Annotated in this window: 13 protein-coding genes; 7 read left to right on the forward strand and 6 right to left on the reverse strand. The window is 64.3% G+C overall.

All coding sequences use genetic code 11. The features are described 5' to 3' along the window. The first annotated feature begins 44 nt into the window (after positions 1 to 44). On the forward strand, positions 45 to 350 hold the full coding sequence (locus LU688_RS03450; protein WP_023631145.1) for a DUF6482 family protein: 306 nt from the start codon (positions 45 to 47) through the stop codon (positions 348 to 350). 85 nt (positions 351 to 435) lie between these two features. Beyond that, entirely contained in the window at positions 436 to 1,053 is a 618-nt protein-coding gene (gene bamJ / locus LU688_RS03455) for a BamJ family beta-barrel-assembly machinery protein (protein WP_023631144.1), read from the forward strand. A 128-nt stretch (positions 1,054 to 1,181) separates the two neighbouring features. Here the strand turns inward: bamJ and LU688_RS03460 are convergent, their stop codons facing one another. From LU688_RS03460 to LU688_RS03470, 3 genes are all read right to left on the reverse strand, one after another. Continuing rightward, positions 1,182 to 1,427, reverse strand: coding sequence for a PA4570 family protein (locus LU688_RS03460; protein ID WP_038707330.1), 246 nt, complete (start codon positions 1,425 to 1,427; stop codon positions 1,182 to 1,184). A 151-nt stretch (positions 1,428 to 1,578) separates the two neighbouring features. Beyond that, on the reverse strand, positions 1,579 to 1,920 hold the full coding sequence (locus LU688_RS03465; RefSeq protein WP_046857186.1) for a zinc ribbon domain-containing protein YjdM: 342 nt from the start codon (positions 1,918 to 1,920) through the stop codon (positions 1,579 to 1,581). A 153-nt stretch (positions 1,921 to 2,073) separates the two neighbouring features. Next, positions 2,074 to 3,042: a polyprenyl synthetase family protein gene (locus tag LU688_RS03470; RefSeq protein WP_094010322.1), complete on the reverse strand. Its 969-nt coding sequence runs from the start codon at positions 3,040 to 3,042 to the stop codon at positions 2,074 to 2,076. A 244-nt stretch (positions 3,043 to 3,286) separates the two neighbouring features. Here LU688_RS03470 and rplU point away from each other — a divergent pair, with 244 nt between their 5' ends. The 5 genes from rplU (at position 3,287) to LU688_RS03495 (ending at position 6,984) form a co-directional block, all read left to right on the forward strand. Next, positions 3,287 to 3,601 (forward strand): 50S ribosomal protein L21, encoded by a 315-nt coding sequence (gene rplU / locus LU688_RS03475; RefSeq protein WP_232888035.1) that lies wholly within the window; start codon positions 3,287 to 3,289, stop codon positions 3,599 to 3,601. Positions 3,602 to 3,638: 37 nt separating this feature from the next. Further along, entirely contained in the window at positions 3,639 to 3,896 is a 258-nt protein-coding gene (gene rpmA / locus LU688_RS03480; RefSeq protein ID WP_003247464.1) for a 50S ribosomal protein L27, read from the forward strand. A 188-nt stretch (positions 3,897 to 4,084) separates the two neighbouring features. Next, the gene (cgtA, locus tag LU688_RS03485) at positions 4,085 to 5,308 is read left to right on the forward strand and encodes an Obg family GTPase CgtA (RefSeq protein ID WP_023631407.1); all 1,224 of its coding nucleotides are present in this window, start codon (positions 4,085 to 4,087) and stop codon (positions 5,306 to 5,308) included. A gap of 87 nt (positions 5,309 to 5,395) precedes the next feature. Further along, complete coding sequence (gene proB, locus LU688_RS03490; protein ID WP_094010321.1) at positions 5,396 to 6,514, forward strand: glutamate 5-kinase; 1,119 nt, start codon at positions 5,396 to 5,398, stop codon at positions 6,512 to 6,514. Between the two features lie 5 nt (positions 6,515 to 6,519). Then, positions 6,520 to 6,984 (forward strand): CreA family protein, encoded by a 465-nt coding sequence (locus tag LU688_RS03495; RefSeq protein WP_094010320.1) that lies wholly within the window; start codon positions 6,520 to 6,522, stop codon positions 6,982 to 6,984. 101 nt (positions 6,985 to 7,085) lie between these two features. Here the strand turns inward: LU688_RS03495 and mksF are convergent, their stop codons facing one another. Genes mksF through mksB form a run of 3 tightly spaced genes read right to left on the reverse strand, consistent with a single transcriptional unit; the run spans position 7,086 to position 11,897 of the window. After that, entirely contained in the window at positions 7,086 to 9,917 is a 2,832-nt protein-coding gene (mksF, locus tag LU688_RS03500; RefSeq protein ID WP_094010319.1) for an Mks condensin complex protein MksF, read from the reverse strand. Beyond that, the gene (gene mksE, locus LU688_RS03505) at positions 9,914 to 10,621 is read right to left on the reverse strand and encodes an Mks condensin complex protein MksE (protein ID WP_046857180.1); all 708 of its coding nucleotides are present in this window, start codon (positions 10,619 to 10,621) and stop codon (positions 9,914 to 9,916) included. Before mksE ends, mksF begins: the two co-directional genes overlap by 4 nt. Continuing rightward, positions 10,611 to 11,897, reverse strand: a complete 1,287-nt coding sequence (mksB, locus tag LU688_RS03510) for an Mks condensin complex protein MksB (protein WP_094010318.1) — start codon at positions 11,895 to 11,897, stop codon at positions 10,611 to 10,613. Before mksB ends, mksE begins: the two co-directional genes overlap by 11 nt. Positions 11,898 to 12,036 lie beyond the last annotated feature (139 nt).

Genomic DNA, 12,036 nt, shown 5'->3' on the forward strand with positions numbered 1-12,036 from the left:
AAAAAATGAGCACTCATGCGCGGTTCCCGCAGCGAGGTGCGTCCATGAACCTGCATCAGCTCAATTCCGAGGCCAGGGCTGGCCATGTCGACGAACTCAACCTGATCGCCATCGAAGGCGGCGATTATCTGTTGGAGGCCCGGATCAAAGGCCGTGCCCACCCCCTTGCCGACGCCCGTGGTGAACGCCTGAGGGTGCATTCGGTGGAGGATGCAAGGCAGCTTCTGCAAGCCATTCCCCAAGTGTCGATGAATCTTACCCATTGGTCCGTGCAAGACGAGATGTGCGGCATGGGCACGCACCCGGAAGAAGACCTCAAATTACCGATCTCCCAGCGATCGGCCTGGTAGCTGCTTCGCGCGGCGCCAGTGTGCTAGGCTGCTCGCCCTTTTCATCAGGGCGCGGATGCAGTGCGCCCTCAAGCGGAGCACGCCAATGTCCGAACTCAATCTGTCCACCGACGAATCCCGCGTCAGCTACGGCATCGGCCGTCAGCTGGGTGGCCAGCTGCGCGACAACCCGCCACCGGGCGTCAACCTGACCGCCATCGTCGCCGGCCTGACCGATGCCTTCAACGGCGCCGACAGCCGCGTCAGCGAAGAAGACCTGTCGGCGGCCTTCAAGGTCATCCGCGAAGTGATGCAGGCAGAAGCTGCTGCCAAGGCCGAAGCCGCCGCTGCCGCCGGCAAGGAATTCCTGGCTGACAACGCCAAGCGTGAAGGCATCGTGACCCTGGCCTCGGGCCTGCAGTACGAAGTGCTGACCGCAGGCGAGGGCGCCAAGCCGTCCCGCGAAGACAACGTGCGTACTCATTACCACGGCACCCTGATCGACGGCACCGTGTTCGACAGCTCCTACGATCGTGGCCAGCCTGCCGAATTCCCGGTTGGCGGCGTGATCGCCGGCTGGACCGAGGCCCTGCAACTGATGAATGCTGGCAGCAAATGGCGCCTGTACGTGCCGAGCGAGCTGGCCTACGGCGCTCAAGGCGTCGGCAGCATCCCGCCGCACAGCACCCTGGTATTCGACGTCGAACTGCTCGACGTTCTGTAATACCGTCGGGGGCCGCTTTGCGGCCCATTCGCGGGCAAGCCCGTTCCCACAGGAACAGCACAAGACCTTAGGTCGTTGCGATCAGTGTGGGAGCCGGCTTGCCGGCGATGAGGGCAGGCCTGCTAAATTCAGTTCCAATCCGTTCCGCCCGGGCGCAATGCCCGCGCATAGCAGAACAGGAACAGGTTCCTCACCAGCTCCTTGAGCACTCCCGGCTCACTCGAATTCAGCCCCATGAGGTCCAGGTCGCCCTGGTCGCGCAATTCATCGAGCGCGTCTTCCTCGAGCACGGCGCAGACTTCGCCAGTCTCGCGATGCAGGATACGCAGGTAAGGGTGGGGGCGGTCGAGCCAGGCGTCGATCAGATAGGTCATGGCTACTCTCCTTGGATAGCGGTTCCAATGAGAATAATTCTTATTATCAAAATAGCAAGAGACTATTGGAAGATTTCTTCCGAATGGTCCCGGCGATCCTGTTGCAGGATCTGTCAGGGCCGCCCGTTGGGCAGCCCCGAGGGGCAGGCGATCAGACCTTGCGCACGAACTCAGACTTGAGTTTCATCGCGCCGATGCCGTCGATCTTGCAGTCGATGTCGTGGTCGCCGTCGCACAGACGGATGTTCTTGACCTTGGTGCCGACCTTGACCACCAGGGACGAACCCTTGACCTTGAGATCCTTGATCACGGTGACGGTGTCGCCGTCCTGCAGGACGTTGCCGACCGAATCCTTTTTCACCACGTCGTCGCTGGCGGCTTCGGCTTCGCCGTTGGCCGACCACTCGTGGGCGCATTCGGGGCAGATCAGTTGGGTGCCATCCTCATAGGTGTATTCGGAGTTGCATTGGGGGCAGGGTGGCAGAGTGCTCACGGCGTTTCCTTTCAAGTACAGGCGGTTAAAGGCGCACATTGTATAGGGTTTAGTGATTTCCTGCACAAAAGCATCGCGGGGCAAGCCCGCTCCCACGCCATGATGTGCTGGCGTGGGAGCGGGCTTGCCCCGCGATAGGGGTGATGCGATGTGTCAGTGCGTACGCGCTACGGCAAACTCGCTCAGCTCTACCAGTGCATCCCGGTACTCGCTGGCCGGCAGCACTTCCAGGCAGGCAATGGCGCGAGCGACGTAGTCGCGGGCCATCTGCGCGGTGTAGTCCAGCGCGCCGGATGCCTCGACGGCGAGGCGGATCTGCTCCAGGTCCTCCAGGCCACCCTTCTGGATCGCCTGGCGTACCAGAGCGGCCTGCTCCGCGGTGCCTTCGCGCATGGTGTAGATCAGCGGCAGGGTCGGCTTGCCTTCGGCCAGGTCGTCGCCGACGTTCTTGCCCAGGGTCTCGGAGTCGCCCTTGTAGTCGAGCAGGTCGTCGACCAGCTGGAAGGCCACGCCCAGGTGGTCGCCGAAGGTACGCAGGGCCTCGCGCTGCGCGTCCGTGGCGCCGGCCAGGGCGGCGGCGCTGTGGGTCGAGGCTTCGAACAGCATCGCGGTCTTGCCGCGGATGACGTCCATGTAGATTTCCTCGGTGGTGCTGGCATCACGCACGCGCGACAGCTGCAGCACTTCACCTTCGGCGATCACCCGTGTGGCCTTGGAGAGGATCTGCATGACCGGCATCGAGCCCAGCTCGACCATCATCTCGAACGAGCGCGAATAGAGGAAGTCGCCCACCAGCACGCTCGGCGCGTTGCCCCACAGGGCGTTGGCGGTGGAGCGGCCACGGCGCATGCCGGACATGTCGACCACGTCGTCGTGCAGCAGGGTGGCGGTGTGCAGGAACTCGATGGTCGCCGCCAGCAGGCGCAGGTCGTCGCCCTCGCGGCCCAGGGCCTTGCCGCACAGCAGCACGAGCAGGGGGCGCAGGCGTTTGCCGCCGGCGGACGTGATATAGTCGCCGATCTTCGATACCAGCGGCACGCGCGAGGTCAGCTGCTTCTTGATGATCTCGTCGACGGCGCTGAAGTCATCAGCTACCGCGCGGTAGAAGGTTTGGGGTTGCATCGGCTGCTCCATTGAGGTTGCGCGGCATGCTAGGTCGCAGGTACCGGTGTGTCAAGGCGCGGTGGCCGTGGCCCCGGGCCGGTACTTGCAAGCATTTATGGGGTTGCGTACAATCGCGCACCCTAACTTCCTGGGCAGCACCTGCCTTACGCAATTGCACCGGGCCGTTCCAGCCCTGTGCAGCCATGCCAGCCAATACTCATCATATAAAGCGCTGGGTGAGCAGGATTATCGGAGAAATACCATGTCTTACGCAGTAATCGTTACCGGCGGCAAGCAGTACAAAGTCGCTGAAGGTGAACTCCTCAAGATCGAAAAACTGGAAGTCGCCACTGGCGAATCCGTGACCTTCGATCGCGTTCTGCTGGTCGCCAACGGTGAAGAAGTCACCATCGGCGCTCCAGTTGTTGCTGGTGCTAAAGTAGTGGCCGAAGTCGTTTCGCAAGGCCGTCACGACAAGGTTCGCATCATCAAGTTCCGTCGTCGTAAGCACCACATGAAGCGCATGGGCCACCGCCAGTGGTTCACCGAAATCAAAATCACCGGTATCCAGGCTTAATCGCCCCGATCCCCTGAATTTATTGGAGAATTGAACCATGGCTCACAAGAAGGCTGGTGGTAGTACTCGTAACGGTCGCGACTCAGAATCGAAACGCCTTGGCGTGAAGATGTATGGCGGTCAGGTCATCAAACCTGGCAACATCATCGTCCGTCAGCGCGGCACCGAATTCCACGCTGGCTACGGCGTTGGCATGGGCAAGGATCACACCCTGTTCGCCAAGATCGAAGGCGTGATCAAGTTCGAGAAGAAAGGCGAGTTCATGCGCCGTTACGTGAGCATCGTCGCCGCTTAATCGCGACGTCGCTCCAGAAGCCCCGTCATGCGACGGGGCTTTTTCGTTTGTGGTGAGCCTCTTGCAAAGCTGTTTGTCTGGGCTGCCGGCGTTGGTTTCTGATTCGTACGGGGCCGCCGCGCTCATTTTTGCAAGAGCCTCATGGTTTTCTGGTTTTCGACTCGTCGTCCGACGAGAGGCGGTTTTGAATGAAGTTTGTAGACGAAGTATCGATCCGGGTAAAAGCCGGTGACGGCGGCAACGGTTGCATGAGCTTCCGCCGCGAGAAATTCATCGAGAACGGTGGCCCCAACGGCGGCGACGGCGGTGACGGCGGCTCGGTGTACATGGTGGCCGACGAGAACCTCAACACCCTCGTCGACTATCGCTATACCCGCCACCACGAGGCCCAGCGCGGCCAGAACGGTGGCAGCACCGATTGCACCGGCAAGAAGGGCGAGGACCTGTTCCTGCGCGTGCCGGTCGGCACCACCGTGATCGACGCCTCCACCCAGGAAGTGATCGGTGACCTGGTCACCCCGGGCCAGAAGCTGATGGTCGCCCAAGGCGGCTGGCACGGCCTGGGCAACACCCGTTTCAAGTCGAGCACCAACCGTGCGCCGCGCCAGACCACCCCAGGCAAGCCGGGCGATCAGCGCGACCTGAAGATGGAAATGAAAGTCCTGGCCGACGTCGGTCTGCTGGGTCTGCCGAACGCCGGCAAGAGTACTTTCATCCGCTCGGTTTCGGCCGCCAAGCCGAAGGTCGCCGACTACCCGTTCACCACCCTGGTGCCGAACCTTGGCGTGGTCAGCGTCGACCGCTGGAAGAGCTTCGTCATCGCCGACATCCCTGGCCTGATCGAAGGCGCCTCCGAAGGTGCCGGCCTGGGTATCCGCTTCCTCAAGCACCTGGCCCGTACCCGCGTGCTGCTGCACCTGGTCGACCTGGCGCCGCTGGATGGCAGCAGCCCGGCCGACGCAGCCGAAGTGATCATCAACGAGCTGGCGCAGTTCAGCCCGGCGCTGGTCGACCGTGAGCGCTGGCTGGTGCTGAACAAGGCCGACATGATCATGGACGACGAGCGTGACGAGCGCGTCAAGGAAGTGGTCGAGCGCCTGAACTGGGATGGCCCGGTGTACGTGATCTCGGCTATCGCCAAGCAGGGTACCGAGAAGCTCAGCCATGACCTGATGCGTTACCTCGAGGACCGCGCCGACCGCCTGGCCAATGACCCGGCCTACGCTGCAGAGTTGGCCGAGCTCGACCAGCGCATCGAAGACGAGGCCCGCGCCCAGCTGCAGGCCCTCGACGACGCCCGCACCCTGCGTCGCACCGGCGTCAAGAGCGTGCACGACATCGGCGACGATGACGACTGGGATGATTTCGAGGACGATGAAGACGGCCCGGAAATCATTTACGTGCGCGACTGATCGGTTGCAGTACACTAAACGCCGCTCTCTGGAGCGGCGTTTTTGTATCCAAGGTATCTACAGATTCGACATAGGTTGGAAGAGAAGATGCGAAGCAAGGTGACTGGCGCCAAGCGCTGGGTCGTGAAGATCGGCAGCGCGCTGCTGACCGCCGACGGCAAGGGCCTCGACCGTGGCGCCATGGCGGTGTGGGTCGAGCAGATGGTGGCCCTGCGTGAAGCGGGCGTGGAACTGGTGCTGGTCTCCTCCGGGGCCGTGGCGGCGGGCATGAGCCAGCTGGGCTGGACCACGCGACCGAGCGCGATGAACGAGCTGCAGGCCGCCGCCTCGCTTGGCCAGATGCGCCTGGTGCAGGCCTGGGAGTCGAGCTTCGGCGAACACGGCAAGCACACCGCGCAGATCCTCCTGACCCACGACGACCTCTCCGACCGCAAGCGTTACCTCAACGCCCGCAGCACCCTGCGCACCCTGGTAGACCTGGGCGTGGTGCCGGTGATCAATGAGAACGACACCGTTGTCACCGACGAGATCCGCTTCGGTGACAACGACACCCTGGCGGCGTTGGTGGCCAACCTGGTGGAAGCCGACCTGCTGGTGATCCTCACCGACCGCGACGGCATGTTCGACGCCGACCCGCGCAACAACCCCGAGGCCCAGCTGATCTACGAAGCCCGCGCCGATGATCCGGCGCTGGATGCCGTGGCCGGCGGCACCGGCGGCGCCTTGGGCCGTGGCGGCATGCAAACCAAGCTGCGCGCCGCGCGCCTGGCCGCCCGTTCTGGTGCGCATACCATCATCATCGGTGGCCGTATCGAGCGCGTGCTCGACCGCCTGAAGGCCGGTGAGCGCCTGGGCACCCTGCTGTCGCCTGAGCGCGGCATGCTCGCCGCGCGCAAGCAGTGGCTGGCCGGCCATCTGCAGACCCGTGGCACCCTGGTGATCGACAACGGTGCCGTGAAGGCGCTGCGCGAATCGAACAAGAGCCTGCTGCCGGTCGGCGTGAAGACCGTGCAGGGCAGTTTCCGCCGTGGCGAGATGGTGGTCTGCGTCGGTCCCGACGGCCTGGAAGTGGCCCGTGGCCTGGCCAACTACAGCGCCCTGGAGGCGCAGAAGATCATTGGCCAGCCGTCCGATGCCATTGAGGGCCTGCTGGGCTACAGCGCCGAGCCTGAGCTGGTGCACCGCGACAACCTGGTGTTGGTCTGAAGGAGATGCAAGTGCTTAAAGGATTGATTGCCGCCGCCGCGCTGGCACTGCCGATGCTGGCCGGGGCCGAGGAAATCGGCCAGGTGTCCACCGTGTTCAAGTTCGTCGGGCCGAATGACCGCATCGTCGTCGAGGCGTTCGACGACCCGAAGGTCGATGGTGTGACTTGTTACCTGTCGCGGGCCAAGACCGGCGGCCTGAAAGGTGGGTTGGGTCTGGCCGAGGACCGCGCCGAGGCGTCGATTGCCTGCCGTCAGGTCGGGCCGATCCAGTTCAAGGGTGAGCTCAAGGATGGCGAGGAGGTGTTCAAGGAACGCACCTCGCTGGTGTTCAAGACCATGCAGGTGGTACGTTTTCTCGACAAGAAGCGCAACACGCTGGTGTACCTGGTGTACAGCGACCGCGTGATCGAAGGCAGCCCGCAGAATGCGGTGACGGCGATTCCGATCGTGCCTTGGGCTCAACAGTAACAGCCGGTTGAAATGATCGCGGGGCAATCCCGCTCCCACAGAGCCTTGTGGGAGCGGCGGTGCGCCGATGCGAATTGCCCCGCGATGCTTTTCGGTTTGAATCAGGCCAGTTCCTCGGCCTCATCCTCACGCACTATCGCCTTCACCTCGTCGCGACGGCTGATGTACTTCCAGTCCGACTCGTCGATGTAGATGCCATTCGGCCCGCTGCCACCTTCCAGGTCGATCGCCACCCGCGCCGACACCTGCGGCTTCACGCTCGCCAGGATCGGCACGAAGCCCAGCTGCTGGCTGGTTTCCAGCAACGCCGCCTGGTTGCGTTCGTCGATGTCCGCCGCCTCGTCGAGGTAGTACGGCAGGCGAATGTGCCCGGCCAGGTCGCGGTCCATCAGGTGCAGCAACAAATACATGTTGGTCAGCGCCTTGATGGTCATGGTGGTGCCGTTGGACGCGGCGCCATCGATGTCGGCGTGGATCACCGGCTGGCTGTTGATCTTGGTGATCTCGAAGGCCAGTTCGAACAGGTCCTTCAGGCCCAGCTGGTTGTGGTTGGCCGCCACCAGCCGCGCCAGGTACTCCTTGGCCTCTTCGTTCTTGTGATCCTGCTCGGCGCTCTGGGTCAGGTCGAATACCGACAGGGTCTCGCCTTCCTCGTACTGGCCGGCGCTGTGGATGATCTGGTCGATGTGCTTGAGCGCTTCCTTGTTCGGTGCCAGCACCACGCGGAAGCTCTCCAGGTTCGATACCTGGCGCTTGTTGATCTCTCGGTTGAACAGCGCCAGCTGGTGCTCGAGACTGTCATAGTCGCTACGGATGTTGCGCAGGGTCCGGGCGATGTCGGTGACCGCGGCGCGGCGGGCCTTGGCCAGGGTCAGCGCTTCCTCGGTGCGGTGCGAGTAGGCGTTTATCAGCAACTGCAGGCGGCGCTCCATGTCGTCTTCGCTGTCGAACTTGGCCACGCCCTTCAGGCGCACCTGGGCGTACAGCGCCTCGATCTGGTTGTCCACGCGTTGCAGGGCCTGCCAGCTGTCCTGGTAGTCGTTGAGCAGCGGCAGCAGGTTGTCCATGGAGTCGTCGATGGCTTCCATGAACGGCGTGCCGAACGGCAGGTCGGCCGGCAGCAGTTGGCGACGGCGCAGGGCGTCTTCCAGGGTGCGCTGCTTGGCTTCCAGGTCGGCGATCTGCCGGCCCACCAGTTGCAGCTTGGCCGACAGCTGCTGGACGCGCTCGGTGAAGGCGTCGCTGGAGCGCTTGAGCTCGTCCTGGGCGGCTTCCAGCTGGCCCAGTTGCTCCATTTTTTCCGGCTCTTCGGCAGCCAGGGTCTCGGTGCGGCGGAAGTCTTCCAGGGCCTTCTGCGCATCCAGCACCTGCTGGTACAGCGCCTCGGTCTGCGCCTTGCTCGCGGCGCGGTCGAGGGCCACGGCCTGCTGGGTCTTGAGCTGCTTGAGCTCCTTCTCCAGGCGTTCCTTTTGGTCGCGCAGGGCGGCGCGGTCGGCCAGGGCCTGCAGCGCGGGCGGGTCGATGTGCGAGATGTCGATGGACAGGCCGGGCACTTCGAAGCGCTCTCCCTTGAAGCGGTCGAGCACGCTTTCCAGGGTCTTCACCCAGACGTCGCTGTCGTCCAGCTCGATGCCGCGGTCACCCATCGGCAGGCTGAACAGCGCGCCGTTGAACAGGCGCATCAGGCGGTCCACGTCCTGCTGCGAGAACTCTTCGCGCAGGCGGGCGTAGCTGTTGTTGTCGGCGTGGTCGAGCTGCTGCTTGACCGCCTTGACGCGTTTTTCAAGGTCGCGCACGCGCTCGTCGAGGTCTTCGGCGGAAAACTGCCGCGACTGGGCCAGGGCGCCGGCCAGTTCATCGTGGGCGTCCTTGGCGGCCAGCAGCTGCTGCTCCAGCACCTTGACGTCGGTGACCAGGGCGAAGCGGTGCTTGAGCACCGACAGCTCCCCCAGCCAGCGCTGGATGCCGGTGATCTCGCGCTCCAGGCGCATCAACTCCTGAGTGCCGCCGCGCTGGTCGTTCTGCAGGCGGTCCTGCTCGCCACGGTAGTGCTCGGCTTGGATGGTCAGCTCTTCCTTGCGTGCCATGGCGTATTCCTGCCATGTGCCCAGCAGGTTGTCGAGCAGGGGCGAGATACGGTGCAGCTTGCCGCGCAGGATGTCGCGCTGGGCCACGCCGCCGGCCAGGGCCTCGACCAACGGGCCGGCAGCCACCAGGGCGTTGTAGTCGCCCTCCATGCGGCGCACATCGCGGAAGGCCTCTTCGCAGGCAGCGATGTAGTCGACGCTGCCCGAACGCAGGCTGTGCTCGAAGGCATCGAGGAACAGTTGCTTGAGCTTGGCGGCGGTGATTTCGCGCATGTGCAGCAGGTTGATGAATAGCGCCCGGAATGTCTTCAGACTCTGTTCGCTGGTCGAGCGCAGCGGGATCAGGGTCAGGTCCAGCGGCACCGAGGTGTGGCCGCCGACCAGCAGCCGGCGTAGTTCGTCAGGCTTGAGCTCGTAGGCCTTCAGGCCATGGCGCTCGAGGTTGGTGAACAGCTCTTTCTGGCGCAGGCAGGTGTCGTCTTTCTGGTAGTGGGCCAGGTCCAGCTCGCCTTGGTAGGCGAAGAACTGGTGGCCGAAGCCGCCGCCCGGGCCGCGGCCGACCACGCCGATCACGTGAGGGCCGTGGGGCAGGTTCAGCTCGCAGAGGATGTAGCTGGTGTCGGTGGCGAAGTAGAAGCGGCGTGACTGCTCCAGGCTGTACTTGCCAAAGCTCATGTCGGACATGCGCGCCAGGATCGGGAACTGCAGGGCGTTGATCGACGCCGATTTACCCAGGTTGTTGGCGCCATAGACCGACAGCGGGTGTTCCAGGGGGAACAGGCCGAGGCTGTAGCCGGCGGTGTTGAGCAGTGCGAAGCGGCGGATGCCGTAGCGTTCCTGGCTCATGCGTCAATCTCCTGTTGCTCTTCGCGGATCGCCCGAGCCAGGGCATCCTCTTCGCTTTCCTCGCCATCGAACGGGGTGAGGTCGAGCGGATCGTCGGTGCGGTTGAGTTCTTCGGGCGTCTCTTCCACAACCAGCACGGGTACCGGCAGCGGCAGGTCGCTGTGCAGGGTGGCGGCCAAGTCGCGGTCCTGCTGGACCGACAGGCAGACGTCGAGGAAGCGGTGCATCGGCGGCAGGAAGCGGTAGATGCCGCCTTCCTCATGGGCAAAGCCGAGCTGGCTCATGCGGCGCATGATTTTTTCTTCGAGCTCGTCGACGGTCTGCACTTCGGCCTGCAGGAACAGGTCGCGGTACTTGTCCAGCAGCGACGGCAGTTCGTCACGGCCGATGCTGCCACCGTCGAGCACGGCCATCGGGTCGCGCCCCTGGTCGGCGAGGTGCTCGACCAGGATGAAGGTAAACAGCGACAGGCGCTGGGCGGTCTTGTTGACCTGCGCGGCGGCCTGCTCGGGGACGAAGTAGTAGAAGCCGCGGGTATCGCACACCAGCTCGAAGCCCAGGGCCTTGAACAGGGTGCGGTACTGGTCCTGGAAGTTCGACAGCTGGGCGTACAGCTCCGGGTCGCGGCGGCTGACGTGGAAGCCCTTGAACAGCTCGCGGAAGATCGGCGCGAGCTGGGACAGTTCGGAAAGATCAAGATGCATGGGTGGGGCTCGCGGTGGATTCGGTCGTGGTCGCCGGCTTGTCGCGGCTGGAGGTCAGGGCGAAGGAGCGCAGGCTGACCAGGTGTTCGCGGGTGAGGTATTGCTGGCGGTCGAGGCGCTCGCGGCTGAAGCGCTTCTCGCGCGACAGGCGCGAGAACCAGTACAGCAGTTCGTCGGTGGCGCCTTCAGGCTCCTGCTCCAGCAGCCAGACCATCAGGTCCGGCAGCGGCAGGGCGTCTTCGCAGCGCTCGAGCATTTCCTTGACCGTGCGCGGGGCGCGGGGCAGCGGGCCCTTTTGCGTCTTGTGCGCCTTGGGGAAGCGCGCGGGCTTGGGCTCGAAGCGGGCCAGTGCATAGACGTAGGCCTCGACCTGGCTGGCGCTGCCGAGGAAGGTGCTCTGCGGGCGGGTGAACAGCGGCATGGCGGCCTGGGGTACGGCGTCGATGCCTTTCTTGCGGATCACCGACAGCGCCAGCGCGGCGCCGCGGGTCACGGCGTTGTGCCGGCGCGCCTCTTCACGCAGCGGCAGCAGCAGCTCGCGCGCGTGGCGCAAGGTCAGCTGGGCGCTGGTCTGCATCTCGAGGATGCGCGCGTGGGTGCGCAGCAGCATGTCGTCGTCGACCAGGTGGCCCAAGCGCGCCTGCTCACCCAGCAGGCGCAGCAGTACGGTCTCGACCTTGCGCACGCCCTGCTCGAAGGCGCCGTCGGCGTTGACCAGCTGGATCATCGGCTCGACGTACTCGTCCCAGGTCGCCAGTACTTCGGCGTAGCGCTGGCGCAGGGGGATCTGGCGGTTGCTGGTCTTGGCCCGCTCGGCCACGGCCACCAGTGCCTGCTCGTCGTTGTCGAGCTTCTTCAGTACATCGCGCACGCGCATGTCGAGCAGGCGCAACTGGCGCGCCAGGTCGTCGCTGTCGCGGTTGTCGAAGGCGTCCTGGATATGCCCGGCCAGGCGCTCCAGGTGGCGCAGGTAGGCCTCGATCTCCAGGCACAGGCCCAGCCGGTGCTCACGGCGCAGATAGGCGAGGAAGTCGTGGATCTGCGCGTTGAGCTCGAAACGGTTCGGGCTCTTGGCCACCGGGACCAGGATGTCCAGGCGGATCCACACGTCGAGCAGCTGGGTGATGTCCTGCGGGGTGCTTTCCACCTGCTGGCGGGCCAGTTGCTGGCGCAGCTCGACCAGGCTCAGGGTGCCCTGGTCGAAGCGCTCGCACAGCGGCTCGATCAAGGCCCAGTGTTCGGCTAGGGCGCGCAGGACGCGCTTGGGTTCGATCATTGGCGGGTCGACTCGTTGCCAAATAAAAGCGGCGATTGTACTGCATCCGGGGGGGAGGATTTCACCCCTTGGTCTGTTATGGGGATAACCCTGATCCTTTTGGGGGATTCACCGGCCTCATCGCGGGGCAGGCCCGCGA

Source organism: Pseudomonas soli (assembly GCF_021283165.2).
In the GTDB taxonomy this organism is placed as follows: Bacteria; Pseudomonadota; Gammaproteobacteria; order Pseudomonadales; family Pseudomonadaceae; genus Aquipseudomonas; species Aquipseudomonas soli.

What these genes read in the sequence shown, in the direction of transcription:
- mksF (WP_094010319.1), bottom strand. Translation starts at nt 9,917, where the DNA reads ATGAGCCAGGAACGCTACGGCATCCGCCGCTTCGCACTGCTCAACACC.
- mksB (WP_094010318.1), bottom strand. Translation starts at nt 11,897, where the DNA reads ATGATCGAACCCAAGCGCGTCCTGCGCGCCCTAGCCGAACACTGGGCC.
- rpmA (WP_003247464.1), top strand. Translation starts at nt 3,639, where the DNA reads ATGGCTCACAAGAAGGCTGGTGGTAGTACTCGTAACGGTCGCGACTCA.
- LU688_RS03450 (WP_023631145.1), top strand. Translation starts at nt 45, where the DNA reads ATGAACCTGCATCAGCTCAATTCCGAGGCCAGGGCTGGCCATGTCGAC.
- cgtA (WP_023631407.1), top strand. Translation starts at nt 4,085, where the DNA reads ATGAAGTTTGTAGACGAAGTATCGATCCGGGTAAAAGCCGGTGACGGC.
- mksE (WP_046857180.1), bottom strand. Translation starts at nt 10,621, where the DNA reads ATGCATCTTGATCTTTCCGAACTGTCCCAGCTCGCGCCGATCTTCCGC.
- LU688_RS03470 (WP_094010322.1), bottom strand. Translation starts at nt 3,042, where the DNA reads ATGCAACCCCAAACCTTCTACCGCGCGGTAGCTGATGACTTCAGCGCC.
- proB (WP_094010321.1), top strand. Translation starts at nt 5,396, where the DNA reads ATGCGAAGCAAGGTGACTGGCGCCAAGCGCTGGGTCGTGAAGATCGGC.
- rplU (WP_232888035.1), top strand. Translation starts at nt 3,287, where the DNA reads ATGTCTTACGCAGTAATCGTTACCGGCGGCAAGCAGTACAAAGTCGCT.
- bamJ (WP_023631144.1), top strand. Translation starts at nt 436, where the DNA reads ATGTCCGAACTCAATCTGTCCACCGACGAATCCCGCGTCAGCTACGGC.
- LU688_RS03495 (WP_094010320.1), top strand. Translation starts at nt 6,520, where the DNA reads ATGCAAGTGCTTAAAGGATTGATTGCCGCCGCCGCGCTGGCACTGCCG.
- LU688_RS03460 (WP_038707330.1), bottom strand. Translation starts at nt 1,427, where the DNA reads ATGACCTATCTGATCGACGCCTGGCTCGACCGCCCCCACCCTTACCTG.